24 protein-coding genes and 1 tRNA gene are annotated in these 24,354 nt (G+C 67.2%); 14 read left to right on the top strand and 11 right to left on the bottom strand.

Annotated elements, in window-relative coordinates; all coding sequences use genetic code 11:
• The first annotated feature begins 198 nt into the window (after positions 1–198).
• The 8 genes from CLD20_RS15090 (at position 199) to CLD20_RS15055 (ending at position 9,997) form a co-directional block, all read left to right on the top strand.
• The gene (locus CLD20_RS15090; protein ID WP_224407488.1) at positions 199–1,662 is read left to right on the top strand and encodes a DegQ family serine endoprotease; all 1,464 of its coding nucleotides are present in this window, start codon (positions 199–201) and stop codon (positions 1,660–1,662) included.
• Positions 1,662–2,981: a replication-associated recombination protein A gene (locus CLD20_RS15085; protein WP_224407487.1), complete on the top strand. Its 1,320-nt coding sequence runs from the start codon at positions 1,662–1,664 to the stop codon at positions 2,979–2,981. Before CLD20_RS15090 ends, CLD20_RS15085 begins: the two co-directional genes overlap by 1 nt.
• 442 nt (positions 2,982–3,423) lie before the next feature.
• Positions 3,424–5,064, top strand: coding sequence for a BCCT family transporter (locus tag CLD20_RS15080; RefSeq protein WP_224407486.1), 1,641 nt, complete (start codon positions 3,424–3,426; stop codon positions 5,062–5,064).
• A 141-nt stretch (positions 5,065–5,205) separates the two neighbouring features.
• The gene (gene crcB / locus CLD20_RS15075) at positions 5,206–5,586 is read left to right on the top strand and encodes a fluoride efflux transporter CrcB (protein ID WP_224407485.1); all 381 of its coding nucleotides are present in this window, start codon (positions 5,206–5,208) and stop codon (positions 5,584–5,586) included.
• 4 nt (positions 5,587–5,590) lie between these two features.
• Entirely contained in the window at positions 5,591–6,577 is a 987-nt protein-coding gene (locus tag CLD20_RS15070) for an RluA family pseudouridine synthase (protein ID WP_224407484.1), read from the top strand.
• Between the two features lie 95 nt (positions 6,578–6,672).
• Positions 6,673–7,431, top strand: coding sequence for an ATP12 family chaperone protein (locus tag CLD20_RS15065; RefSeq protein ID WP_224407483.1), 759 nt, complete (start codon positions 6,673–6,675; stop codon positions 7,429–7,431).
• Between the two features lie 115 nt (positions 7,432–7,546).
• Positions 7,547–9,079 (top strand): acyl-CoA carboxylase subunit beta, encoded by a 1,533-nt coding sequence (locus CLD20_RS15060; RefSeq protein WP_224407482.1) that lies wholly within the window; start codon positions 7,547–7,549, stop codon positions 9,077–9,079.
• A 129-nt stretch (positions 9,080–9,208) separates the two neighbouring features.
• Positions 9,209–9,997 carry a hypothetical protein gene (locus CLD20_RS15055; RefSeq protein ID WP_224407481.1) on the top strand — a complete coding sequence of 263 codons (789 nt, stop codon included), beginning with the start codon at positions 9,209–9,211 and terminating at the stop codon, positions 9,995–9,997.
• Here CLD20_RS15055 and CLD20_RS15050 read toward each other — a convergent pair.
• From CLD20_RS15050 to CLD20_RS15040, 3 genes are all read right to left on the bottom strand, one after another.
• Positions 9,975–10,946, bottom strand: coding sequence for a DMT family transporter (locus CLD20_RS15050; RefSeq protein WP_224407480.1), 972 nt, complete (start codon positions 10,944–10,946; stop codon positions 9,975–9,977). The genes CLD20_RS15055 and CLD20_RS15050 overlap by 23 nt on opposite strands.
• 81 nt (positions 10,947–11,027) lie before the next feature.
• Positions 11,028–11,984 carry a DMT family transporter gene (locus CLD20_RS15045; RefSeq protein ID WP_224407479.1) on the bottom strand — a complete coding sequence of 319 codons (957 nt, stop codon included), beginning with the start codon at positions 11,982–11,984 and terminating at the stop codon, positions 11,028–11,030.
• Between the two features lie 106 nt (positions 11,985–12,090).
• The gene (locus CLD20_RS15040) at positions 12,091–13,023 is read right to left on the bottom strand and encodes a DMT family transporter (RefSeq protein ID WP_224407478.1); all 933 of its coding nucleotides are present in this window, start codon (positions 13,021–13,023) and stop codon (positions 12,091–12,093) included.
• A 93-nt stretch (positions 13,024–13,116) separates the two neighbouring features.
• Here CLD20_RS15040 and CLD20_RS15035 point away from each other — a divergent pair, with 93 nt between their 5' ends.
• From CLD20_RS15035 to CLD20_RS15025, 3 genes are all read left to right on the top strand, one after another.
• On the top strand, positions 13,117–14,523 hold the full coding sequence (locus CLD20_RS15035; protein ID WP_224407477.1) for a PLP-dependent aminotransferase family protein: 1,407 nt from the start codon (positions 13,117–13,119) through the stop codon (positions 14,521–14,523).
• 319 nt (positions 14,524–14,842) lie between these two features.
• The gene (locus CLD20_RS15030; RefSeq protein WP_224407476.1) at positions 14,843–15,493 is read left to right on the top strand and encodes a hypothetical protein; all 651 of its coding nucleotides are present in this window, start codon (positions 14,843–14,845) and stop codon (positions 15,491–15,493) included.
• A 78-nt stretch (positions 15,494–15,571) separates the two neighbouring features.
• Positions 15,572–16,093, top strand: coding sequence for a TlpA disulfide reductase family protein (locus tag CLD20_RS15025; protein ID WP_224407475.1), 522 nt, complete (start codon positions 15,572–15,574; stop codon positions 16,091–16,093).
• Between the two features lie 7 nt (positions 16,094–16,100).
• Here CLD20_RS15025 and CLD20_RS15020 read toward each other — a convergent pair whose 3' ends face one another.
• The 7 genes from CLD20_RS15020 to gloA form a co-directional block, all read right to left on the bottom strand.
• Positions 16,101–16,625: a copper chaperone PCu(A)C gene (locus tag CLD20_RS15020; RefSeq protein ID WP_224407474.1), complete on the bottom strand. Its 525-nt coding sequence runs from the start codon at positions 16,623–16,625 to the stop codon at positions 16,101–16,103.
• A gap of 25 nt (positions 16,626–16,650) precedes the next feature.
• On the bottom strand, positions 16,651–17,976 hold the full coding sequence (locus CLD20_RS15015) for an FtsX-like permease family protein (protein WP_224407473.1): 1,326 nt from the start codon (positions 17,974–17,976) through the stop codon (positions 16,651–16,653).
• A complete protein-coding gene (locus CLD20_RS15010; protein ID WP_224407472.1) occupies positions 17,969–18,652 on the bottom strand; it encodes an ABC transporter ATP-binding protein in 684 nt (227 codons plus the stop codon). Before CLD20_RS15010 ends, CLD20_RS15015 begins: the two co-directional genes overlap by 8 nt.
• Positions 18,653–18,657: 5 nt before the next feature.
• Positions 18,658–19,089: a hypothetical protein gene (locus tag CLD20_RS15005; RefSeq protein WP_224407471.1), complete on the bottom strand. Its 432-nt coding sequence runs from the start codon at positions 19,087–19,089 to the stop codon at positions 18,658–18,660.
• A 160-nt stretch (positions 19,090–19,249) separates the two neighbouring features.
• Positions 19,250–20,755 carry an alkaline phosphatase gene (locus CLD20_RS15000; RefSeq protein WP_224407470.1) on the bottom strand — a complete coding sequence of 502 codons (1,506 nt, stop codon included), beginning with the start codon at positions 20,753–20,755 and terminating at the stop codon, positions 19,250–19,252.
• 244 nt (positions 20,756–20,999) lie between these two features.
• Positions 21,000–21,075, bottom strand: a tRNA-Glu gene (locus tag CLD20_RS14995).
• Between the two features lie 114 nt (positions 21,076–21,189).
• Positions 21,190–21,630: a lactoylglutathione lyase gene (gene gloA, locus CLD20_RS14990; protein WP_224407469.1), complete on the bottom strand. Its 441-nt coding sequence runs from the start codon at positions 21,628–21,630 to the stop codon at positions 21,190–21,192.
• Between the two features lie 50 nt (positions 21,631–21,680).
• Here gloA and CLD20_RS14985 point away from each other — a divergent pair, with 50 nt between their 5' ends.
• From CLD20_RS14985 to CLD20_RS14975, 3 genes are all read left to right on the top strand, one after another.
• Positions 21,681–22,463: a Sir2 family NAD-dependent protein deacetylase gene (locus CLD20_RS14985; RefSeq protein ID WP_224407468.1), complete on the top strand. Its 783-nt coding sequence runs from the start codon at positions 21,681–21,683 to the stop codon at positions 22,461–22,463.
• A 135-nt stretch (positions 22,464–22,598) separates the two neighbouring features.
• The gene (locus CLD20_RS14980; RefSeq protein WP_224407467.1) at positions 22,599–23,183 is read left to right on the top strand and encodes a cold-shock protein; all 585 of its coding nucleotides are present in this window, start codon (positions 22,599–22,601) and stop codon (positions 23,181–23,183) included.
• A 54-nt stretch (positions 23,184–23,237) separates the two neighbouring features.
• Positions 23,238–23,759 carry a DUF192 domain-containing protein gene (locus CLD20_RS14975; RefSeq protein WP_224407466.1) on the top strand — a complete coding sequence of 174 codons (522 nt, stop codon included), beginning with the start codon at positions 23,238–23,240 and terminating at the stop codon, positions 23,757–23,759.
• 16 nt (positions 23,760–23,775) lie between these two features.
• On the opposite strand, the gene CLD20_RS14970 is transcribed toward CLD20_RS14975, so the two are convergent.
• Positions 23,776–24,333 (bottom strand): polysaccharide biosynthesis/export family protein, encoded by a 558-nt coding sequence (locus CLD20_RS14970; RefSeq protein ID WP_224407465.1) that lies wholly within the window; start codon positions 24,331–24,333, stop codon positions 23,776–23,778.
• Positions 24,334–24,354 lie beyond the last annotated feature (21 nt).

The following is a 24,354-nucleotide window of genomic DNA, read 5'->3' as shown; positions in this document are numbered from 1 at the left end:
CGCCCGATCCTGCCTGAGACGTTCAAAGGGGCCCGCCGGGCCCCTTTTTCTTTCCGGCTTTTTAGTTGTCTCGGTTCGGCGAAGCACCATAGAATCCTCGCCATTGCGCTGCTTCTTCCTGGCGGGAAGGCGAGGGCGTCCCGCCCTTGCTGCCGCCGCCATGCCTTTCCGGAACACAAGACCGGAGGAAAGACCCCCGTGCCCCCCATCTCCCGCAAGCTCCGCTACGCCGCGCTTCTCGCCCTGCCGCTCGCCATTGGCGTGCCGGTGGCGCTCAGCCTGTCCGGGCAGGGCAGCGCCGTCGCCCCCGCGCGCGCCGAGGAAGTGCCGCAGTCGAAGGGCGAGATCCAGCTCACCTTCGCCCCGATCGTGAAGAAGGCGGCGCCTTCCGTCGTCAATGTCTACGCCAAGCAGATCGTGCAGAGTTCCGGCTCGCCCTTCGCGGACGATCCCTTCTTCCGGCACTTCTTCGGCGACCGCTTCGGCTCGCCCTACGGCGTGCCGCGCGAGCGGGCCCGCTCCTCGCTCGGATCCGGCGTCATCGTCGACGGTTCCGGCCTTGTGCTCACCAACTACCACGTCATCCGCGACGCCGACGAAGTGAAGGTGGCGCTGACGGACGGGCGCGAATTCGAGGCCAAGATCCTCCTGCGCGACGAGAAGAGCGACCTTGCGGTGCTCAAGATCGATAGCGGCGAGGAGGATTTCCCGGTCATCGAGTTTGCCGATTCCGACGCGCTCGACGTGGGCGACCTCGTCCTGGCCATCGGCAATCCCTTCGGCGTCGGCCAGACGGTGACGAGCGGCATCGTCTCGGCGGTCGCCCGCACCGATGTCGGCATCAACGACATGGCCTTCTTCATCCAGACCGACGCGGCCATCAATCCGGGCAATTCCGGCGGCGCGCTGATCGACGTGAAGGGCCGGCTCGTCGGCATCAATTCGGCGATCTTCTCACGCTCGGGCGGCTCCAACGGCATCGGCTTCGCCATTCCCTCCAACATGGCGCAATCGGTCGTGACGCAGGCGCTCGCCGGCGGCACCGAAGTGGTGCGCCCCTGGGTCGGCGCGACCTTCCAGAAGGTGACCCCCGACATTGCATCCTCGCTCGGCCTCGACCGTCCGCGTGGCGCGCTCGTCGTCAGCGTGGAGAAGGGCTCGCCGGCCGAGAAGGCCGGGCTCGAGGCCGGCGACCTCGTCATGTCGGCGGGCGGGCGCGAGATCGAGAGCCCGAGAGCGCTGGAATACCGGCTTGCCATCCGCGGCGTCGGCAAGGACGAGAAGCTGGCGATTATCCGGCAGGGCCGCGAGAGGGACCTTGTTCTTGCCCTGCAGCAGGCACCGGAAACGGTGCGGGCCGACGAGCAGCTTCTCGACGGCTATTCGCCGCTCACCGGCGCCACCGTCGCCAATCTGTCGCCGCGGCTGTGCGAAAAGCTCCGCCTGCCGACCAGCCAGGAAGGCGTCGCGGTCACCGATGTGGAGCCGCGCTCGCCCGCGGCGCAGCTCGGCCTGCAGCCGGGCGACGTCGTCGTCGCCGTGCAGGGCAGGCGGATCGGCTCGGCGCGCGACCTTCACAAGATGACCGGCGAGCGCCAGCGCCTCTGGCGGCTGACGATCGACCGGCGCGGGCGTGTCTCGCAGCTTATGATCGGGGGCTGATGGCCGACAATCTCTTCACCGCGGCGGGGCTGGAAAAGGCCGCGCCGCAACCGCTCCCGGACCGCCTCCGGCCCCGGCGCCTCGCCGAGGTCGTGGGACAGCCGCATCTGACGGGCCCGGAAGGCACGCTGACGCGCATGCTGCGGACGCGTTCGCTCGGCTCGCTCGTCTTCTGGGGCCCGCCGGGGACGGGCAAGACGACGGTCGCGCGCCTCTTGGCGCGAGAGACAGACCTTCATTTCCAGCAGCTCTCGGCGATCTTCTCCGGCGTCGCCGACCTCAAGAAGCATTTCGAGCAGGCGCGCGCCCGCCGTCAGGCGGGGCAGGGCACGCTCCTCTTCGTCGACGAGATCCATCGCTTCAACCGCGCCCAGCAGGACAGCTTCCTGCCGGTGATGGAGGACGGTACCGTCACGCTCGTCGGCGCCACCACGGAAAACCCTTCCTTCGAGCTCAACGCGGCGCTTCTTTCGCGCGCTGCGGTGCTGGTCTTCCGCCCGCTCGACCAGGCGGCGCTCCTGAAGCTTGTGGAGCGGGCCGAAGAGGCGGAGGGGCACAAGCTGCCGCTCGACGAGGAGGCGAGGGGCGTGCTCGTGCGCATGGCCGACGGCGACGGACGGGCGGTTCTGGCGCTCGCCGAGGAAGTGTGGCGCGCCGCCGGCAAGGACGAGATTTTCGATGCGAACCGCCTGCAGGCAGTGCTGCAGCGGCGCGCGCCGATCTACGACAAGAGCCAGGACGGGCACTACAACCTGATCTCGGCGCTGCATAAATCGGTGCGCGGCTCCGATCCGCAGGCGGCGCTCTATTATCTCGCCCGCATGCTCGATGCCGGCGAGGACCCGATGTATCTCGCCCGCCGCGTCGTGCGCATGGCGGTCGAAGATATCGGCCTTGCCGATCCGCAGGGCCTCGTCCAGGCGAATGCGGCCAAGGACGCCTTTCACATGCTGGGCACGCCCGAGGGCGAACTCGCGATCGCGCAGGCCGTCGTCTATCTCGCCACGGCGCCGAAATCGAACGCGCTCTACAAAGCCTACGGGGCCGCCCGGCGCGCCGCCAAGGAGCACGGCTCCCTGCCGCCGCCCAAGCACATCCTCAACGCGCCTACCAAGCTGATGCAGGCGGAAGGCTATTCGGCCGGCTACGCCTACGACCATGCCGAGGAAGAGGCGTTTTCGGGCCAGGACTATTTTCCCGAAAGCATGGGCCGGCAGGAATTCTATGCGCCGACCGGGCGCGGCTTCGAGGCGGAGCTCGAAAAGCGTCTGGCGCACTGGGAGAAGCTTCGCCGCGAGCGGGCGAAGAAGGAAAGGTAGCCGTCGCAGGCGCCGGAAGTCTCTTTCCTTGCTCTGCGCAGGGCGAATAGAATCTATAGCAGGTCGAGTCTTCCCTAAAAATACGCGTCAGGCGTGTCTTTCCGCCATTCTCGTCGGACAAAATGTGCCGTGAGTCTGTCGAGTTTGCGGCGATTTTCCAGCCTGCCCGAGGCGGCTCCCGAGGGTTCCCACAAGTCGATCTAACCTCCTGAGGCGGCTATCGGACTCCTCCTGAGGGCCGGAACGCCGGCCTTTCGGCGATGCCGCCTTTCCGGTTTGCGGGTCCGCCCGGGCGACGGGCAGAGTGGCGGAATCCTGGCAACCCTTCCTTGACCTTGGCGTTGGGACTGCTAGTTCGACGGACATTCACCAATAGATGCGACGGATCGCCACGTCATCGACGTGGCGCGCGCTATTCGTCCAACAGGCAACGGGGAGCCATATGAGCGAGCCAACGGTCGACGCAGTCGACGCAACAGAAGATATACAGACCGATTACGAGGTCGGGCAGGACAATATCCAGAAGTGGGGCCTGGATATTCATAACCCGGTTTTTCTCGTCTCCGGCGGCGTGATCGTCGTGTTCGTCGCGCTCAGCCTTCTGTTTCAGGCGCAGGCAGAAAGCTTCTTCACCTGGCTGAGGCCCTTCCTCACCTCCAATCTGGACTGGCTGTTCCTGATCGTCGGCAACATCTTCGTCATCTTCGCCGTGTTCCTGATCTTTTCGCCGCTCGGGAAGGTTCGCCTCGGCGGGCCGGATGCCAAGCCGGAGTTCAACTATGCGGGCTGGTTCGCCATGCTGTTCGCCGCCGGCATGGGCATCGGCCTCATGTTCTACGGCGTGTCGGAGCCTCTGACGCATTATAGCGCCTCCGTCGCCGCCGATGCCGCAACCTCCGGCGATGCGCCGCTGATGGGCGCCGCCAACGATCCGGAGGCCGCACGCAGTCTGGCGATGGCCGCCACGATCTTCCATTGGGGGCTGCATCCCTGGGCGATCTATGCCGTGGTCGGGCTGGCTCTGGCGCTCTTTTCCTTCAACAAGGGCCTGCCGCTCACCGTCCGCTCGGCCTTCTATCCGATCTTCGGCGAGGCGGTCTGGGGCTGGCTCGGCCACGTCATCGACACGCTCGCCGTCTTCGCGACCCTCTTCGGCCTTGCCACCTCGCTCGGTTTCGGGGCGGAGCAGGCGCTGGCGGGCCTCAACCATATCTTCGGCATCCCCGATACCGATCCGTGGAAGGTCGGCCTCATCGTGGCAATCACCGGCTGCGCGCTGACCTCGGTCGTGGCGGGCCTCGACGCGGGCGTGCGGCGGATCAGCGAGATCAACATGGTCCTCGCCTTCCTGCTGCTCGTCTTCGTCATCATCGTCGGCCCGACGCTGGCGATCCTGACCGGCTTCTTCACCAACATGCTCGCCTATGCGGAGAAGATCGTTCCACTGTCGAACTTCATCGGCCGCGAGGATGACGGCTTCCGCACGGGCTGGACGACCTTCTACTGGGCCTGGTGGATTTCCTGGTCGCCGTTCGTGGGCATGTTCATCGCCCGCGTCTCCTACGGCCGCACGGTGCGCGAGTTCATGATCAGCGTGCTGATCGTGCCGACCGTCGTCAGCGTCCTGTGGATGACGGCCTTCGGCGGCACGGCGATCTCGCAGCTGCAGAGCGGCTTTCAGGGTGCCGTCGAGGCCGACCTGCCGCTGAAGCTCTTCGTGGTGCTGGAGCAGCTGCCGCTGGCTTCCATCGCCTCCTTCATCGGCATCGTCCTGGTGATCGTCTTCTTCGTCACGTCGTCGGATTCAGGTTCGCTCGTCATCGACACGATCACGGCCGGCGGCAAGATGGACGCTCCCGTCGCCCAGCGCGTCTTCTGGGCGAGCTTCGAAGGTCTCGTCGCCATCGCGCTCCTGCTCGGCGGCGGGCTGACGGCGCTGCAATCGGCGGCCGTCGCGACGGGTTTTCCCTTCGCCATCATCCTCGTGCTGATGGTCTACTGCACCTATCAGGGGCTGAGGGGCGAGAAGAAGGCCCTCGACGAGGCCGAGGCGGCGGCGCAGGAAGCCTCCGCGACCGCCTAGAAACGAGACAAGGGCGCGGCGAAGGCCGCGCCCTTTTTCCTTCGTGCCGAGCCGCCGGCGGCATGGCACGTCGGTGATACCGATGCCGCGGCGGCGAAGCGGGCTTCATCTCGCCGCGAAAACGCTCTAAGCGCACATCCCATGACACATCTTCTTCTCGTGGCGGCGGGCGGAGCCATCGGCGCGGCCGGACGGCATCTCGTCTCCGGCGGAGCGCTGAAGCTTTTCGGCTCCGGCTTTCCGCACGGCACGCTCATCGTCAACGTGCTCGGCTCCTTCATGATGGGGCTGCTGATCGCCTGGCTGGCGCTGCGGGCGACGCATGGCGGCGGCAATCTGCGCCTGTTCCTGGCGACCGGCGTGCTCGGCGGCTTCACCACCTTCTCCGCCTTCTCGCTGGACGTCGTCCTGTTGTGGGAGCGCGGGCTGGTGGAGAAGGCCATCCTCTACGCCGTCCTGTCCGTGGCGGTTTCCATCGCAGCACTCGTTGCCGGGCTCGCGCTCGGCCGCAGCTTCGGCTGATCCGATGGGCACAGTCGCAACACGCAAGGTCGACGGCGAGGAAGCCGGCATGCGCGTCGATCGCTGGTTCAAGCTGCATTATCCGGGGCTCGGCTTCGGCCATCTGCAGAAGCTCCTGCGCTCCGGGCAGGTGCGGGTGGACGGAGCGCGGGTGAAGACCAGTACGCGCCTCGCCATCGGGCAGGAGGTGCGCGTTCCCCCGCTCGCCACCGGGGATGCGCGCCCGCAGACGATCGCCACCATCCGCGACAAGCGCGATGCGGATGTTCTCAACGACGCGCTTCTTTACGAGGACAGCGACGTCTACGTCTTCAACAAGCCGGCCGGCCTCGCCGTGCAGGGGGGCTCGGGCCTCAACCGGCATGTCGACGGAATGCTGGAGGCGTTTCGCGACCGCAAGGGACGCAAGCCGCGCCTCGTGCACCGGCTCGACCGCGAGACCTCGGGCGTCCTCGTCGTGGCCCGCACGCGAAGCGCCGCCGCCTTCCTCGGAAAGGCCTTCAAGGACCGCGACAGCCGCAAATATTACTGGGCGGTGCTGAAGGGCGTGCCGAAGCCCTCTTCCGGCAAGATCTCGACCTTTCTGGCGAGAGGCGAGGGGGAGGAGGCGGAGCGCATGCTCGTTGCCCGGCATGGCGACAAGGGCGCCGACCACGCGCTCACGCATTATGCGCTCGCGGATCAGGCGGGCAGCGGGCTCTCCTGGGTCGTCATGCGCCCCGTGACCGGGCGCACGCACCAGCTGCGCGCCCATGCCGCCCATATCGGCCATCCGATCATCGGCGATCCGAAATACTTCGACGTGGAGAACTGGGAGCTGCCGGGCGGCATCCAGAACCGGCTGCACCTGCTCGCCAGGCGGATCATCCTGCCGCATCCCTCGGGCGGCACGATCGACGTCACCGCGCCGCTGCCGCCGCACATGGCGCAGAGCTGGGCGGTGCTCGGTTTCGAGGAAGCGAGCGGCGAGGCGGCTGCCGAGCGTCTCTGACCGCCCGCGCCTTCGCCTCTTTTCCTCGCCACTGCCGGCGCCTATCTGGACCCGAAAGCCCCTCGGCGGGCACGGAACGACACAAGGAGGGGCTTTTGCCCGAAACTGCGGACACGGACAATCCGATCCTGAAGGCGCAGCGGCTGACCCAGCCCGTCCTGCCAAAGAGATTCTACAAGTCGGCGGAAGCCGTTGAGGCGGAATCGGGATTCGAGCTCCGGCTCGACGGGCGCTCCGCCCGCACGCCGGCCAGGCGCGCTCTTGCCGTGCCGCGTCCCGAGCAGGGCGCGCGGCTCGCCGCCGAATGGAACGCGCAGGGCGAGCATATCGACCCGGCGACGATGCCCTTCACGCGGCTCGCCAATGTCGCCATCGACGGGGTCGCCGATGCGATGGAGGCAGTGCGCGCCCAGATCGGCGAATATGCCGGCACCGACCTCATCTTCTACCGCGCCGGCGAGCCGGAGGAGCTGGTCGCCCGCCAGCGCGCCGCATGGGACCCGGTACTCGTCTGGGCGGAGGGGCGCTTCGGCGCGCGCTTTGCGTTGGTGGAGGGCGTGATGCCGGTGGATCAGCCGGAGCCGGCGCTGGCCGCCATCGCGGCCGAGCTCGACATCGTCGACGAGCCGCTGAAGCTTGCCGCTCTCCATACCGCGACGACGCTGACGGGCTCGGCGCTCATCGCCCTGGCGCTCGCCGAAGGCGCCCTCGATGGAGACGCCGCCTGGGCGGCCGCGCATGTCGACGAGGACTTCAACATCTCAAGATGGGGCGAGGACTTTGAGGCACGGCGCCGCCGGGAGGCACGCCAGAGGGAGTTTTCGGCCTCCGTCTTTGTGCTGCAGGGCGCCTAGGCCGCGCGCATCGCGCGCGGATGGCCGCAGGCCGGCCGATGCCGGACAAGGGCGTTTCAAACCTCTTGGAAGCCATGCTAGGCAGTTTCCAATTGCGGAGGAAACGGGGCACGCGATGCGCGACGTCTTGGTGGAGCTTGAGAGAAGGCGGGCGGCCGCCAAGGCCGGCGGCGGCGAGAAGCGCGTCGCGGCCCAGCACGAAAAGGGCAAGCTGAGCGCGCGCGAGCGCATCACCGTCCTGCTCGACGAGGATTCCTTCGAGGAATTCGACATGTTCGTCGAGCACCGCTCCTCCGCCTTCGGCATGGAAAAGCAGAAGATTTCCGGCGACGGCGTCGTCACCGGCTGGGGCACGATCAACGGCCGCCCCGTCTACATCTTCGCCAAGGATTTCACCGTCTTCGGCGGCTCGCTGTCGGAAGCCCATGCGGAGAAGATCTGCAAGGTGCAGGACATGGCGCTCCGCAACGGCACGCCGATCATCGGCCTGTTCGATGCCGGCGGCGCGCGCATCCAGGAGGGCGTCGCGGCTCTCGGCGGCTATGCCGAGATTTTTCAGCGCAACGTGCTTGCCTCCGGCGTCATCCCGCAGATCTCCGTCATCATGGGCCCCTGCGCGGGCGGCGACGTCTATTCGCCGGCGATGACCGACTTCATCTTCATGGTGCGCGGCACCTCCTACATGTTCGTGACCGGCCCCGACGTGGTGAAGACCGTCACCAACGAGACCGTGACGCCGGAAGAGCTCGGCGGCGCCTCGGTGCATTCGGTGAAGTCGTCGGTGGCCGACGGCGCCTTCGACAACGATGTCGACACGCTCCTGGAGATGCGCCGGCTGTTCGACTACCTGCCGCTCAACAACAAGGCGCCGCTGCCGGAGATCGAGGCCTACGACCCCGCCGACCGGCAGGACGTCTCGCTCGACACGCTGGTGCCGGATTCGGCGACGAAGCCCTACGATATCCGCGAGGCGATCCTGAAGACCGTGGACGAGGCGGCCTTCTTCGAGATCCAGCCAGACCACGCCAAGAACATGGTCACCGGCTTCGGCCGCATCGAGGGGCGCACGGTCGGCGTGGTCGCCAACCAGCCGATGGTGCTGGCGGGAGTCCTCGACAGCGACGCCTCGCGCAAGGCGGCGCGTTTCGTGCGCTTCTGCGACTGCTTCTCCATCCCGATCCTCACCTTCGTCGACGTGCCGGGCTTCCTGCCGGGCACGGCGCAGGAATATGGCGGCCTCATCAAGCATGGCGCCAAGCTCCTCTTCGCCTATGCGGAGGCGACGGTGCCGAAGGTGACGGTCATCACCCGAAAAGCCTTCGGCGGCGCCTACGACGTCATGGCCTCCAAGCATCTGAGGGGCGACATCAACTATGCCTGGCCGACGGCGCAGATCGCCGTCATGGGCGCCAAGGGCGCGGTGGAGATCATCTTCCGCAAGGATATCGGCGATCCGGAAAAGATCGCCGAGCATGCCGCCGCCTATGAGGACCATTTCCTCAATCCCTTCGTGGCGGCCGAGCGCGGCTATGTCGACGACGTCATCATGCCCCGTTCCACGCGCAAGCGCGTGGCGCGCGCCTTCCGGCTGCTGCGCGGCAAGGAGCTCGCCAATCCGTGGAAGAAGCACGACAACATCCCGCTTTGATCCGCGGGTCTTGAGGTCTGCTGCCGTGCCAGACCGGGACAGACGGGCTTGCCTTCTTCGCCGGAACGGATTCAGTAAAGTTTAGCGTCTCGTCTTCATCATGCCACCGCGAACTGTCGGGAGGGCATGATGTTCTGGAAGCGCAAGAGCCAGACGGTGGAGGCGGAATTTCCGCCCGCGCGCCTTGTGGCGCCGAAGCTGCTCGATCTCGCACGCCGCCGCGGGCCGCCGCCGGTGCCGCGGGCCGTCGCCGACGCGCCGCAAGAGGAGGCGCATGCGGAGATCCTGCGCTATCTCCTTTCCGCCTGCCGCGACGAGCGCGGCGTGCACCTGGAGACGGCGCTGAGTTGCGCCGGCGCGCTCGCCGGCTTCGCCGCCCAGATGGTGGTGCGCTCTTTTGCGGCCTCCGCGGGCATGCCGTCCGAAAAGCTTTTCACCATCGCCATCGGCGCCGACGGGCGCAGCTACTATTCCGGCACGCCGCTGGAGACGGTCCTGGCCTGCGGCGAGGAAGGCGAACTTTCCGTCTGGCGGGTCGTCTCCGGTCCGGCGCGCGAGGCGGGGATGACGCTGCCCGAGCCGGGGGATTTGCTCGAGAGGATCTCGGGAACGGTTGGCACGGGCGCCTTCGGAGAGCCGAGCATGGCGCGGGAGGGACGGCTGCGGGAGCTGCCGCTCGATGCGCTCAAGGCGCGATGGAGCGAAACGCGGGCGATCCTGGAACGGGCCGGCACGGCGCCGACGCGCTGGTCGATCGAGGTCGCCCTCGCCGCAAGGACGCTGATCGAGCAGACGCGGAGTGCGCTCGCGCCCGACACCGCCGCCTCGGTCGTCATGGAATCGGCCGTGATGATGTCGAAGGTCGACCCCTCGCAGGTGCCGGGTGCGACCGGCTTCAGTGCATCGCAGGCGGCTTAGGGACATCTGTGCGGGGCGTTACGCGCGCGGTGCGCTGCTCGCGCCAGAAGATGTAGATCCCCGAGCCGACGATGACGGCCATGCCGAACCATTTCGGCGCGTCCGGCAGTTCGCCGAACAAGATGAAGCCGAGAAGCACGGCCGAGACAATCTCCACATAGCCGAACGGGGCCAGCACGGAGGCCGGCGCGCGCTTGTAGGCCGCGACGAAGAGAAGATGCGCGGCCGTGCCGAAGACGCCCGTGGTCAGGATGAGCGCGATCGCGACGGCACTTTCGGGGATGTGAAAGCTTAGCTCGGCGACGGACAGGGGATGGCCGAGCCCCATCGCCCCCAGGATGACGATCGAGGCGCCAAGTCCCGCCCAGAATTGCATGGCCATCGGCGTGGCGCCGCGCGAGGCCTGCCGGCTCAGGATCAGATAGATCGCGATGAAGGCCGCCGCGAAGGCCGGCAGGAGCGCCGCCGGTCCGAAGACGGCATAACTCGGCCGGATGATGACGAGGGCGCCGGCGAAGCCGACCATCACGGCGGCCACGCGCCGCCACCCGACCTGCTCCTTCAGGAAGAGGGCCGAGAACAGCGTCAGGATCATCGGATTGATCAGGAAGATGGCGATGGTGTCGCCGAGCGGCATGAAGCGCAGGCCGCCGAGCAGGCACAGCCCGGTGACGCCGAGGCAGACGCCGCGCAGAAGGTTGAGGCCGGTGTGTGGGCTGCGCAGCACCATCGCGCCCTCGAAGGCAAAGCCGAGGGGCAGGGTGAGCGCGACCTGGAGGACGAAGCGATAGAGACTGACTTCGCCCACGGAAAGGCCATGCTCGGTGACGAGAATCTTGCCGATCGCATCAAGGCCCGGAATCACCGCGCAGGCCGCCACCACAATACCGATCCCCTGAAGGGTCTCTGTGGGCGTGTTCTCGATGCGGTTCTGGAAGGTGCTGGCCATGGCCGTCCATGACACAGACCTGATGGCGCCGCCACCTGTTGTCCCGGGGTGGCAGCTTCAGCGTCCGCGCGCGAAGCGGCCTCAGTGCATCGCGGGCGGCTTCGGCGTTACCCGCGCGAGCTGTTTCTCGCGAACATAGATGAAGAGCCCTGAGCCGACGACGATCGTCATTCCGAGCCATTTGAGCGCGTCGGGGAAGTCGCCGAAGACGACGAGGCCCAGGATGAGCGCGGAGACGATCTCCATGTAGCCGAAAGGCGCCAATACCGAGGCCGGCGCCAGCTGATAGGCGCGGTTGAAGAGCAGGTGGCAGAAGGTGCCGATGGCGCCAGAGGCGATCAGCAAGACCCAGACGAGCGTTCCCCCAGGCATGGTGAAGGCGAGATCGGCGATGCCGAGCCGGTCTCCCACCATCATCGTCAGGGCGAGCACGGAAACGCCGCCGACCGCCGCATAGACCTGCATGGCGAAAGCCGTCGTGCTGCGCGAGACGTAGCGGCTCAGGATGAAATAGACGGCGATCAGGAGCGCGGCGGCGGCGGGCAGCAGCGCGGCGGCGCCGAAGAGGGCGTAGCTCGGCCGGATGATGATGAGCGCGCCGGCGAAGCCGACGAGGACGGCGGTGATGCGCCGCCAGCCGATCGTCTCCTTCAGGAAGATCGCGGAAAGGAGCGTCACGATCATCGGCTCGACGAGGAAGACGGCGGTGGCGTCGGCCAGCGGCATCAGGCGCAGGGCCCCGAAAAAGGCGAGTCCGGCGATGCCGAGGAGCGCTCCGCGGATGAGGTTGAGCCCGAGATGGCGGGTGCGCAGGGCCTGCGGGCCCTCAAAGCGCAGCAGCAGCGGCAGGATCAGCACGCCCTGTAGGGCGAGGCGGATGAGGGAAACCTCCGCCGGCGACAGGCCATGCTCGACGATGAGCAGCTTGCAGACGGCATCCATCGACGGAATGATCGCCGACCCCGTCACGAAGATGGCGATGCCGCGGACGGTCTCCGCGGGGGTGTTTTCCAGGCGGCTGGCGATGCTCGTCTTCATGGCCGTGCATGGCATATCGGCAGCGGTGTCGCCAGAGTGAAAGCCCGCCCCGCGTCAGCTCATGTTGCGCAGTAAAGCGGGGCGCAGCCGCTCTTTCGGGCCCTTATCACTGTGCTCCAATGGCGGGTCGGCTTCGGCCTGCGAGGAGAAGCCCGTACATGGCAAGGACGATCACCGTCATCGCTGCGATCTGCCAGATCTCGACACGCCCGCCGAGGATGAGGACGGTGATGAGCATCGTGACGGCGGGGGCGGGCACCGTAACGGAGCTCGCCACCGACACGTCGATGTGGCGCATGGCGTGGAACCAGAGGAGCAATTCCAGGTAATAGGCGAGGCCGAGAACGATGGCCGCGCGCTGGACCTTGAGATCGACGAGCGCCTCGCCGAGGGCGCCTGGCTCGCCGAAGGCCGCCTGCAGCAGAAGGAGGCAGATGCCGGACAGGATAAGGCGCGAGACCGTCACCTGGTTCGGCGTCACCGGCAGCGTGGTCAGGACCCCGCGCAGCAGCATGTGGGCGCTCGCCCACAGGAGGGGGATGCCGAGCGCGAAGGCCGACCACCAGGAGATCTCGGCGATGCGGAAGGTGCCTTCCGTCGTCAGGTAGAAGAGCGCCGCGAGCAGAACGAGGGTGAAGGCGATCTCCGTCGCAGTCTTGCGCTTGCCCTGGAAGACGGCCTCCATGACGATGGCGAAGATGGGATAGGCCTGCAGCGCGATCGCCATGCTGACCGCGCCGGCCTTTCTCGCCGCGACCACGTACATGTACGTCGCAATGCCGAACATCGCGCCGGTGAGAAGAGCGATCAGGAAAGCGCGAAACGGGAGCCGCCAAAGCGCGCTCGAAGCCCGTTTGCCACGGCGCAGCTCGATCAGGAAGAGCGGCAGGCCGGCGAGAATCTGCCAGAATGTGAGCCAGATCGCGAAGCCGAGATCATCGGAGGATTCCGGCCGCTGATTGGCGAGGATCGGCATCGCTCCGAGGATGCCGAGACAGAGGAAGGCAAAGATGATGCCCGTTTGCCGTGACGCTGCCATCGGTCGTCTCCCGCGCCTCCGCACCCCCCGGCGGCGACTGGATTGCACTGATATTATTGACGACAAATCCAATGCAATGAGAATATTGTCTGCATGACAATCTGGTGCCCCGATCTCGCCGGCCGGCCCGGCCCCGCCTATCTCGATCTTGTCGAGGCGATCGGCAGCGCCGTCGCCTCCGGCGAGCTCAGGGCGGGCGAGCGTCTGCCGCCGCAGCGGGAGATCGCCCACCGGCTCGGCATCTCTCTCTCCACCGTCACGCGCGCCTATTCGGAGGCGATCCGGCGCGGCTTCGTCGAGGGCGAGGTCGGGCGCGGGACTTTCGTCCGGCACGCGCTCAGGTTGAAGGATGGCCCGGCCGCCGAACTGGGAGAGGTTTCAGAAAGCGGCGCCGGCGGCGGCGAGATCGACCTTTCCTGGAACCTGCCGCTTCCGGGCAGCGCCGAGAAGGCGCTCGCGCGCACGTTGTCGGATCTGGCGCGCGAGCGCGGGCTTGGCGTCCTGCTCGATCAGAGGCCCGGCCGCACCAGCGCCGGGCACGAGGATGCCGGGGCCGCCTGGATCGAAACGCTCGGCCTGTCTGCGGCCGGACGGGCGGTGGTGCTTTCGAGCGGCTCGCAACATGGCATCTTCGCCGCGCTTCTCGCCCTGACGAAGCCGGGACAGACGATTCTGGTGGAAGAGCTGACCTATGCGCCGGTGCTTGCCATGGCCCGCCATCTCGGCCTGGAAGTGCTCCCCCTGCGCATGGATGCGCAGGGCATCCGGCCGGCATCGCTCGACGCGCAATGCCGCGCCAGCGGCGCGAAGCTTCTTTATGTGATGCCCGTCCTCCAGACCCCGACGGCGGCGACGATGGGTGAGGCCCGCCTTGAGGAGGTGGCGCGCCTTGCCGCCGCGCACGACCTTGCGATCCTGGAAGACGATGTCTTCGGGTTCCTGCCGAGAGAAAGGCCGGCGCCGCTGGCTAGCCTTGCGCCGGAGCGCACGATCTATGTCGCGAGCACATCGAAGAGCCTCTCGCCGGGACTGCGCGTCGGTTACCTCTCCACGCCGCTGCGCTTTGAGGCGGCGCTCCGGGCCGCGGTGGCGCTCTCCACCTGGATGCCTGCGCCGCTGATGGCGGAGATCGCGACCCGCTGGATCGAGGACGGCACGGCCGAGAGGCTCAATGAGGAGCAGAGGCAGGAGGCCGAGGCGCGCCAGGCGATCGCCCGCGAGATACTCGCCGGCCACGCCTTTGTGGCCGCTCCCTCCGGCTTTCATCTCTGGCTCACCCTGCCGAAGCGCTGGTCGCCGGCCGGCTTCGAGGCGATGGCGCGCAGCCGGGGCGTTAAGATCCGCGGCAGCCAATCCTTCGCGGTCTGGCCCGACAAGGCTCCCCCCGCCGTGCGCCTGTGCCTCGGGCGGGAGTTGAGTCGCGAACGGGTTGCGACGGGTCTCCAACGGATCGCGGGCCTCTTCGAGGAGCCGGCCGACGAAGCGGCGTTCATCGTTTGAGACCTTTTGTCCGCTGCGATCCGCCATTTCGGTATGGATCTGGTTTTTCTTTTGTTTTCTTGTTCTTGCGCCGTTTCGTCTGACAAGTTTTCCGGGATATTCGGGGATATCTCGCTTTGAAGCTTCGTCATTAAGTAAAGCTTAGACGAAAGCGGACATTCTCGCCTCCAGGTTGCATGTTGGGGGTGCGGGTATGTTCTGGAGCCAGATGAGCGACTTGGAGGCTGAAGCTCATGGCCCGGTGCCAGCAATGTCTTTCGGACGTGCTGGCCGTGGACCTTGCGACGGCGCTTTCGAGGCCAATCCTGCGAAGGATGAGGTGCTCAGCTATCTTCTTGCCGATTACCGCGACGAGCACGGCATTCATGCCGAAACGCTGCTCAACGCCATTGGCGCTCTCGCGGGCTTTTCCACCCAGATCGTGGTTCGCCGGGGGGTTCTGGAGCCGGCCGGCATCCCGGTGGAGAGGGCGCTCGCGGTCCTCACCGGCAAGGACGGCCGCCGCTACTATTTCGGCGAGGCGCTCAATCTGCTGCTTGCCTCCGAAGAGAAGGGCACGCTCTCGCTATGGCGCTTCGTCGCCGCGCCGGCCTGCGAGGCGGGCCTCGACATTCCGGATCTGCGCCCGCTCTTCCGGGAGATCGCCGCCACCGCCGGCGGCGAGGAGTTCGGCATTCCCTCGATGGCGCGCAAGCGAAGGCTCCGGGAGTTCCCGCTCGACGCGCTGCGCAGCCACTGGTGGGCCGTGCAGTCGGTCCTGGAGCGTAACGAGATCGAACCGAAGCGCTGGTCGATCGTGCTCGGCACGGCGGCCCAGCAGCTGATCGCACTCGTCTCGCCGCTGCTGCCGCCCGATGTCGGGGCGCTTATCGTCATGGAATCGGCGATCATGATGTCGAAGGTCGATCCGCGCGAGGTGCCCGGCGCCTGCCGCGAAAGCGATTCTCCCGGCGCTTCCGTAGCCGCATAGGCGAGGGCCTTCGCGTGCCTCGCCCGCCCGTCAAATATCTGCAATAGCTTCGCCCCATCCTTGCCGGATGGTGGCGGCATGAAATTCCTTCGATCCTTGCGAACGGTAACGCTCGCGCTGACGCTCGTCGCAGGCGTGGCCGCAGCGCAGGAGGCGGCCCCCGACACGTCCTCGCTCCTCGTCGCGGCGGGGGAGGGCGAGCCCTTGTCGCTGGCCGAGACGATGCCGGAAGGGCCCGTCATCCTGCATTTCTGGGCGACATGGTGCGCCCCCTGCCGCACCGAGCTGCCGGCGGTGGAGCGGTTCTCGCAGGAACTTGCAAGGATGGGCGGGGAGGAGCGCCTCCTCGTCATATCGGTCGACCGCGCGGATCACGACCGCGTCGCGGCCTTCCTCAGGGAGGGGCTCGGCATCACGCACCTCACCGCCTGGCAGGTGAGAGGCGGGAATCCCGGAAGCGCCTTCCGCATCCTCGGCTATCCGGCGACGATCGTCCTTGCCGGTGACGGGCATGTGGCAAAGCGCATCGCCGGGCCGGCCGACTGGGATGGCGGTGCATTTCGCAAGGAGATTCTCGCGCTGCTCAATCTCGGCGATTGAGCCCTCCTCAGTGCTTGTGGCCGGCATGGCTGTGGTGCATGGCGTTTGCCGCCTCCACCTGAACGTGCATGGCGAGATGGCCGACGTCGAAATGGAACTCCATCTCGAACTCGTCGCCCTCGTGGAGCGCCTCCTTCACGCCGGTGAAGCGCAGGGCGAGGCCGTTCGGCGCGAGCTTCAGTTCCCGCCCCGCCTTCAGCGGCATTTGCGGCAGGGGCTCCCAGGCGGGCGCGCCGTCCTTCAGCACGAAACCGACGATCTCGACCTTTTCGGCGATGTCGCTTTCCCCGCCCTCCAGGACGACGTCGCGGTCCGAGCCGTTTTCGATGTCGACGAAGACGAGCGCGGTGTCGGCATCGGTGGCGCGGGTCCAGGCATGCACGGCGTGCACGCCGTCGAGCTCGGCCTCGTGGTGGCTGTGGTCGCCAGGTTCTTCCTGCGCCGGCGCATGCTCGTCGGCAACGACAGGAGGAGCGGGGAGGGCGAGCGTGGCGGCGCCGGCGAGAAGGGCGAAAAGGGCGGCTTTCAGCATTTTCGGTGTCCCCCGGATGGGCTTTCTATCCGCGAAGGTCCTTCACCACCGGGCGCGCCAGGGTCAGGAAGGCGGGCACGAGGGCGAGGAGAACGGTGAGGCTGACGAAACCCGCCACCAGCTGGAATTCCGGCCAGGAGAGGCTGGCGCGGATGAGGATGTCGGTACGGGCGGTGACGATGCGCGAGATGATCGCGCTCGCGGCGAAGCCGACGGCGATGCCGAGGAGGGCGCCGGCGCCGATGAGGAAGGCGGCGTAGGACCAGACGACGGCGAAGACGAAGCGGCGCGGCGCGCCGAGAGCGCGCAACAGCGCCAGCCGCCGGGCAAAGAGGCGCATCAGGATGATGAGGCCGGTCAGGACGCCCGCCGTCACCAGCACCTGCGTGACGACGGCCATCACCGACATCACCTGACGCACATCGCCGAGAAGCGCATGCAGGCTGGCCAGCACCGCGCCCGGGAAAAAGGCCATCGTCTCGGCGGTGGTGAATTGGGAGCGGAGCGCGTAGTTTGCCCAGAGCTGGTCGGCATGAACGAGGATCGCCGGCGTACCGGGGAAATAGTCGGCATCGAAAGGTGGACCGAGCCGCGCCTCGCTGCCGGGGGCGTGGCCGCTCGCAAGGCCGTGCACTTCCCAGACCGATTCGACCGGAACGAGGATCGCCCGGTCCCAGGGGGTGCCGGAGGCCGGCATGCGCCCGACGATCCTGTAGACATGCCCCTGATGGCCGTCTTCCTCGGCGGATGGTCCCACCCCATGCGCCGGGGTGAAGGTCTCGCCGATCGCCAGCGGCACGCGGGCGCCTGCCACGGCTTCCTCGTGTTCGGCGAACATGCGGCCCTCGGCGAGCGCGCCCGAGGAGAGATGAGTGACGAAGCCGGCGGTCGTACCGATCACGGGCGCGCCCTCGAAGCTGTCGCCGAAGGCGATCGGGGCGGCGAGAGAAACGTTCTCGCTGCCGGCGATGTCGTTGAAAACCCTGCCGGAAAGAAGCGGCACGTCGGAGGGCTGCAGGTAGACGGCGGCCAGCATCATCGTCACCTCGCTGCCGGGCGCGGTGACGATGAGGTCGAACTTGTCGGCGGCGCGGGCGGTGCCCTGCCGCAGACCACGCTCCTGCGCGATCAGGCCGACGCCGATGCCGACCGATACGGCGATGAGGAGGATGAAGAGGAGGCTTGTCCAGCGGAAGCGCCAGAGCATGGCCCGCACCAGCGCGAAGGGGCGGTAGCCGGCGACGACGACGAGGCCGAGCAGGATCGCCGGGGCGAGGAGGAGGGCGAAGAGGAGCGCGTCCTGCGCCGTCGGCGAAAGCGCGTACCAGAAATCGGAAAGCGCCTCAGGCATGTTGGGCGACGTCCCCGCAAAAGCGCCCGTCGATCACCTCGACGAGCCGGTCCATGCGCGCGTGCACCGCAAGGTCGTGGCTTGCGATCAGAAGCGTCTTGCCGCTCTCGCGGGCAAGGCGGACGAGATCGTCGATGAGGGCGTCGGCCGCCGCCCGGTCGAGGCTGGCCGTCGGCTCGTCGGCAAGGATGATGGCGGGGTCGGCGGCAAGGGCGCGCGCGACGGCGACGCGCTGGCGCTCGCCGCCGGAGAAGGTCGCGACCGTGCGTCCGTCATCGCTGGGAAGACCGAGACGCTGGAGCATTGCCGCGGCGCCTTCCCGGATCGACCCGCGTCGGGCGCCGGAATAGGCCCCGGCAAGGCTCGCATTGGCGAGCGCCGAAAGTTCCTCAAAGAGCAGGAAATCCTGGAAGACCATGCCGACGAAGCGGCGGCGGAAGGCGGCGCGCCCGTCTTCGCTCATGGCGGAGATCTCGTGCCCACCCCAGCGGATGGAGCCGGCGGCGACGGGCACGAGGCCGGCGAGCGCGAAGAGCAGCGTCGATTTTCCCGCGCCCGAGGGGCCGCGGATCGCCACCGCCGTGCCCGGAGCGACCTTCAGGCTCTCGACGGTCAGGATGGCGCGCCCGTCGTCGCCCCTGACGGAGAGCCCGGAGACGGCAAGGGCGAGGTCCATCGGGCTCAGGCGCGCTCGTAGTGGGATTCGACGATGCGAACCTGGCTGACGAAGCCGGTATCCTCGTCCTTGAACGAGCCGAGCTTCAGGATGCCGCTCGAAAGGAGCGCCACGTTGTAGGGCTCCACGTCGATGATGCGCCGGGTGTAGACGGCGATGATGTCGTCCGGCCAGTCCGCCTCGCTCTCGCAGAAGGGGCAGACGGCCATCGGCCGCTTGGTGAGGACGAAGAAGCGCGATTCGGCCTTCAGGGGCGGAGCCATGAAGCCCTTGATCGTGATGCGCTGGCCTTCGAGCTCGTGGGCGAGATCGGAGAAGGAGAGGTCCTTGTTGTAGAGGTCGCGCATGCGCAGCGGCTCGCCGGCCGCGACGGCGGGGAGGGATGGGCCGAAGCCGGCCAACGCTCCGAGCGCAACGAGAAAGCTCCGCCTGTTCATGGCTTTTCCCTTTCCAATGCGGGCAACCTGGGCGCCGATCGTGGCAGGCCGTCAGAGCCGACGGCCTGCGACAATCCTCGCGCCTTGCGGAAAGAGGCTCCGGCGGCGCCGGAGCCTCTCCCTTGTCAGTCGGGAGAGGCCTGCGGCCTCTCGGCGGCGCCTATTCGGCGTTCGCGGCGTGGTTCATCACGTGGAAGATGTAGTTCTGCTCGATGACGCCGTCGAAGAGGTGCGCCCAGGGACCGCGGGCCCAGACCGCGACGTCCTCGCCGGAATGGCTCTCGGAGGACATCGGGATCAGCGCCTGCTGGATGTATTCCGGGTCGCTCGCCTCTTCCTCGGTGAGCTCGGGGCGTGAGCCGGAATAATCGTTGCCGCCCTCGGCCTTCTTCAGGACGGCGCCCGGGCCGTTGAGGAAGCCGATGACCGTGAAGGGCTTGCCGTCGTCGCCGAGCACCGGCTCGGCGGCATGCTCGACCTGGCCCTTCGCCACTTCGTAGCAGAGGCCGAGGATCGGCGAGCCGCGGCCGCAATAGCCGTTGAGGGCGATCGAATGCTCGTGGTCGGCGGTGACGATGATGAGCGTGTCCTCGGCGTTGGTCATCTGCGCGGCGGCAGCGACGGCCCTGGCGAATTCCACGCCGTCCGTGACGGTGCGGAAGGCATTGCCGTCGTGGTTGGCGTGGTCGACACGGCCCGATTCGATCTCCAGGTAATAGCCGTCCTCGTTCTTGGAGAGGTAGTCGATCGCCATCTTCGTCATGTCGGTGAGCGACGGCTCGTCGGCGTCCGTGCGGTCGTGCTCGTACTTCATGTGGCTGTCCTCGAAGAGGGCCAGGACCGGGGTCTCGCCGTCGAGGTTGAGGCCGCCGGCGGTCTCGGTGTTCCAGGCATACTGCATGCCGGCTTCCTTGGCCTCGTCGATGAGGTTGCGCGCATCCTTGCGCCGGCCCTTCTTGCCTTCGTCGTCGGTCGCATCCGCCGGCAGGAAGTAGCGGCGGCCGCCACCCATGGCGAGGTCGACGACGCCGGCCTTCATCTGCTCCAGGAGCTGGGCGGCGATATCGGTGCAGCCCTCCGGCGCCTCGCCCTCCCAGTTGCGGTTGGCGGTCTTGGCAAAGGCCGCAGCAGGGGTCGCATGGGTCAGGCGGGCGGTGCTGACGACGCCGACCGACTTTCCGGCATCCGACATCAGCTCGGAGAAGAGCGTCAGCTTGTTGCCGGCCTCTGAGGCGCAATCGTCATGGATGGCCTTGTCGGACAGGTTGATCGTGTTGAAGACCTGCTTGACGCCGGTGTTCATGGAGCCGGCGGTCGGGGCCGAATCCGGCGTCTGGGCGTTGATGTTGTAGGTCTTCACCAACGCGACGTTCGGGAAATCGCCATAGGCCTCGTAGGGCAGCACGTGCTCGGAGCCGTACTGGCCCTCCTGCTGGCCGGCATAGAGGCGGATGGCGTAGTTGGTGCCCACGCCCATGCCGTCGGCGATGAACAGGATGACGTTCTTGGCGCGGTTGGTGTTCGGCTGGTGGTCGATACGCGCCTGCAACTCGGCCTGGGCGTCGGTGAACCAGCTGCTGCCGGATTGTGCGATGTTGTCCTGGGCGCAGGCGACACCGGAAGTGAGCGCCAGTCCGAGGGTTGTCAAAAGGGTCTTACGAAGCACGGGTTGCCTCCTCGCGGGGTATTTTGCGGAGGCGAACCTATTCACCCTGTGTGACAGTCGCGCGAAGGTTCGAAGGGGTCTCGGTCACGCTTTCGGCGCGCGCGAGAGGCCGCTTGGGCGGCCGCCTGGACGGCTTTGGCGCAGCGGTGCGGGCGGCCCGGTTCTTCGTGCGAAGATTCGGGCCGAGACATGCGCCTCGCGGCGCGCTGGCGCGGCACGCGGTGACGAAGGATGGTGGGAAGATTGGTACGCCCTACGGGAATCGAACCCGTGTTTCCGCCGTGAAAGGGCGGCGTCCTGGACCTCTAGACGAAGGGCGCGTGCCGGCGCCTTATAATCATGCCGTCGGCGGCAAACAAGCGCTGCCGGGGCTTTGTTCACGAGTGGCGTCTCGCCGCGCCGCAAGGGGCGGGGCGAGGGGCCACCAACCGGTGCTACCAGCTGCCGGTATTCTGCATCGATGCCCAGGGCTCGGCCTTCTCCAGCGCATCGCCCTTCTGCAGGAGCTCGATCGAAATGCCGTCGGGCGAGCGCACGAAGGCCATGCGGCCGTCGCGGGGCGGGCGATTGATCGTCACACCCTTGTCCATCAGGCGCTGGCAGGTTTCGTAGATGTCGTCCGTGGCGAAGGCGAGGTGGCCGAAATTGCGCCCGCCCTCATATTCTTCCGGATCCCAGTTATAGGTGAGCTCCAGGAGCGGAGCGCGCTCTTCGGCGGCGCGGCCCTTGTCGTCGGGGGCGGCGAGGAAGATCAGCGTATAGCGGCCCTTTTCGTCGTCCATGCGGCGAACCTCTTCCAGGCCGAGCTTGTTGCAATAAAAGTCCAGCGACTGGTCGACGTCGCTGATGCGAACCATGGTGTGGAGATATTTCATGTCTTTCCTCTTCGGAGCCATGTTGGTCCAGGAGCCAGGCGGGGTAGCTTATGGCAGCGTTTGAAAGCGGCAACGGCGGCGCGGACGAATTGCGCCGGCTTCTCGACGATTCGCAGCGCATCGTCGCCTTCACCGGCGCCGGCATCTCGACCGAATCGGGCATTCCCGATTTCCGCTCGCCGGGCGGGATCTGGTCTCGCATGGAGCCGATCACCTTCCAGAAATTCGTGGTGAGTGAGGAGGCGCGGCTGGAGGACTGGCGCCGGCGCTTCGAGATGAACCGCGTCTACGGGGAGGCGCAGCCGAACATCGCCCATGTCGCGCTCGCCCATCTCGTCGCCGAGGGGCGCTCGGCCGGCGTCGTCACCCAGAACATCGACGGGCTGCACGTGCGCGGCGGGCTCGCTGCGGAAAGCCTCGTGGAGCTGCATGGCAACGCCACCTACGCGCACTGCATCTCCTGCCGCAGGCGCTACGAGCTCGATGCGATGGAGGCGCAGATCGAGGCGGAGAAACGGGCGCCGCGCTGCGAGGAATGCGGCGGCTTCGTCAAGAGCGCCATCGTCTCCTTCGGCGAGGCGATGCCGGAGGCGGAGATGCGCCGCGCCCTCGATCTCGCCGAGAGCTGCGACCTGATGCTCGTGCTCGGCTCCTCGCTGCAGGTGCAGCCGGCCGCCGGAATCCCCGTCGTCGCCCGGCGCGCGGGCGCCCGCCTCGCCATACTCAACCGGGAGTCGACTCATCTCGACGGATTTGCCAATCTGGCGTTGCAGGGTGAGATCGGCGCGATACTGGCCGGAGTCTTTCCACAACTGGCCGGCGAGCTGCATTGAAACACGCGAATTTCAGTCAAAGAGCTTGCGGCGGGCCACTTGCCCGATGTTATCCTTGAGCACGAATCAGGCGGACCGCTCCCGGCAAAAGACCGCAACCAAGCGGCGGGCCGGAGCCAGGATGGGGTCGCTCTTATGGGCTTCAAACCGGAGACGGATTTCCGTGAAGGGCCGGGCGGCGACAGCCAGCCCGACAGCGCGGCGGAGGTCGTGGAGATCGTCGGGCGGATCAAGTGGTTCGACGTCGCCAAGGGATATGGCTTCATCGTTCCCGATAACGGCCTGCCGGATGTTCTCCTGCATGTGACATGCCTCAGGCGCGACGGCTTCCAGGCCGCGTATGAGGGCGCTCGCATCGTGTGCGAGGTGCTGATGCGCGACAAGGGCCTGCAGGCGCTGCGGGTCCTGTCCATCGACGAGAGCGAGGCGCCGCATCCCTCGACCCTGCCGCCCAGTTCCCAGCGCAACACCGTTACGCCTTCCAGCCCGCTGGTCGCCGCCACCGTCAAATGGTTCAACCGGCTGCGCGGCTACGGCTTCGTCAGCGAGGGCGAGGGCTGCCCGGACATCTTCGTGCATATGGAGACGCTCCGGCGCTACGGCATGGCCGAGCTGCGGCCGGGCCAGCAGGTGCTGGTGCGCTATGGCGAGGGCGACAAAGGTCTGATGGCCGCCGAGATCAGGCCACATTCGGGCGCTCATATCCCGGTCACGCACTGATCTTTTCCGCAGGCTGCGTTTCCGCCTGACAGGAAAGGAGCCCTGCGCTAAGCCTTGGCCGATATCACCGCCGCAACCCGCCGTCCCGCCATGCACCCGACCTCGACCACGCCCGCGTCGCCCGCCGCGCGCCTCGCCGCCCTGGTGATCGCCGCTTTCATGCTTCTGGTCCCGGCGGCCGTCGCCGCCGAAGGGCCGATGGAGCCGCTCAAGATCGCCGGCTCCAAGGGCATGCACACCTTCCATGTGGAGCTCGCCCGCAACCAGCAGGAGCGCTCGCGCGGGCTGATGTACCGCCGCTCGCTCGCCGCGGATCGTGGCATGCTCTTCGACTTCGGCACCGACCGGTCGATCACCATGTGGATGAAGAACACCTACATCCCGCTCGACATGATCTTCATCGGCTCGGACCACAAGGTGAGCCGGATCGCCAAGGAGACGACGCCCTTCTCGGAGGACACCATCGCCTCCGGCAAGCCGGCCCGCTACGTGCTGGAAGTGCCCGGCGGCACGGCCGACCGGCTCGGAATCCGGCCCGGCGCGGAAGTCTCGGGCAAGGCGATCGAGGGCAGGTAGCCGCCCCGGTTGCTACCTAAAAGAGCCGCTCTCCGACATAGACGGTGTCGCCGGCCCGGATCGGCTCCGTCACCGCAAGCCGTCCCTCGTAGAGGACGCCGTCGAGCTGACGGGAAAGCCGCATGACGCGCTCGTTGGCGCGCGGGGTGAACCCGCCGGCGACCGCGACCGCATTTTCCACCGTCATGCCCGGAACGTAGGGATACTGGCCGGGCGTGTTCACCTCGCCGAGGATGAAGAAGGGCCGGTAGGAGGCGACCTCCACCGTCACGTCCGGATCGCGCACGAAGCGGCTGGCGAGCGCCGCCTCGATGCTGCCTTCCAGCTCGGCCGTGGAAGCGCCGCGCGCCGCGACCTCGCCGATGAGAGGCAGGGAGACATAGCCCGCCTGATCGATGGCATAGATGTTGGTCAGTTCGCTCTGGCCGTAGACGACGATCCTGAGCTGATCGCCAGTGTCGAGCCGATAGGGTCCCTCGATGGTCGGCGAGCCGGTCGCAAGCGGCGGGCGCTGCTGGCACGAGGCGAGCAGGCACACGAGCACGACGATGGCGAGGAAACGGACGAAGTTCATCTGGCGGCACCCGAAACTGAC

It is taken from the genome of Afifella sp. IM 167 (assembly GCF_020144925.1).
GTDB lineage: Bacteria > Pseudomonadota > Alphaproteobacteria > Rhizobiales > Afifellaceae > Afifella.
Note: the sequence above shows the minus strand (reverse complement) of the source record. Positions and strands in the feature narration are given on the sequence as shown.

Coding starts and splice junctions, on each gene's coding strand:
- CLD20_RS15020 (WP_224407474.1), bottom strand. CDS start 16,625: ATGCTGAAAGCCGCCCTTTTCGCCCTTCTCGCCGGCGCCGCCACGCTC.
- CLD20_RS15010 (WP_224407472.1), bottom strand. CDS start 18,652: ATGGACCTCGCCCTTGCCGTCTCCGGGCTCTCCGTCAGGGGCGACGAC.
- CLD20_RS15080 (WP_224407486.1), top strand. CDS start 3,424: ATGAGCGAGCCAACGGTCGACGCAGTCGACGCAACAGAAGATATACAG.
- CLD20_RS15070 (WP_224407484.1), top strand. CDS start 5,591: ATGGGCACAGTCGCAACACGCAAGGTCGACGGCGAGGAAGCCGGCATG.
- crcB (WP_224407485.1), top strand. CDS start 5,206: ATGACACATCTTCTTCTCGTGGCGGCGGGCGGAGCCATCGGCGCGGCC.
- CLD20_RS15025 (WP_224407475.1), top strand. CDS start 15,572: ATGAAATTCCTTCGATCCTTGCGAACGGTAACGCTCGCGCTGACGCTC.
- CLD20_RS15050 (WP_224407480.1), bottom strand. CDS start 10,946: ATGGCCAGCACCTTCCAGAACCGCATCGAGAACACGCCCACAGAGACC.
- CLD20_RS14980 (WP_224407467.1), top strand. CDS start 22,599: ATGGGCTTCAAACCGGAGACGGATTTCCGTGAAGGGCCGGGCGGCGAC.
- CLD20_RS15060 (WP_224407482.1), top strand. CDS start 7,547: ATGCGCGACGTCTTGGTGGAGCTTGAGAGAAGGCGGGCGGCCGCCAAG.
- CLD20_RS14970 (WP_224407465.1), bottom strand. CDS start 24,333: ATGAACTTCGTCCGTTTCCTCGCCATCGTCGTGCTCGTGTGCCTGCTC.
- CLD20_RS15035 (WP_224407477.1), top strand. CDS start 13,117: ATGACAATCTGGTGCCCCGATCTCGCCGGCCGGCCCGGCCCCGCCTAT.
- gloA (WP_224407469.1), bottom strand. CDS start 21,630: ATGAAATATCTCCACACCATGGTTCGCATCAGCGACGTCGACCAGTCG.
- CLD20_RS15040 (WP_224407478.1), bottom strand. CDS start 13,023: ATGGCAGCGTCACGGCAAACGGGCATCATCTTTGCCTTCCTCTGTCTC.
- CLD20_RS15005 (WP_224407471.1), bottom strand. CDS start 19,089: ATGAACAGGCGGAGCTTTCTCGTTGCGCTCGGAGCGTTGGCCGGCTTC.
- CLD20_RS15015 (WP_224407473.1), bottom strand. CDS start 17,976: ATGCCTGAGGCGCTTTCCGATTTCTGGTACGCGCTTTCGCCGACGGCG.
- CLD20_RS15045 (WP_224407479.1), bottom strand. CDS start 11,984: ATGAAGACGAGCATCGCCAGCCGCCTGGAAAACACCCCCGCGGAGACC.
- CLD20_RS15085 (WP_224407487.1), top strand. CDS start 1,662: ATGGCCGACAATCTCTTCACCGCGGCGGGGCTGGAAAAGGCCGCGCCG.
- CLD20_RS14985 (WP_224407468.1), top strand. CDS start 21,681: ATGGCAGCGTTTGAAAGCGGCAACGGCGGCGCGGACGAATTGCGCCGG.
- CLD20_RS15055 (WP_224407481.1), top strand. CDS start 9,209: ATGTTCTGGAAGCGCAAGAGCCAGACGGTGGAGGCGGAATTTCCGCCC.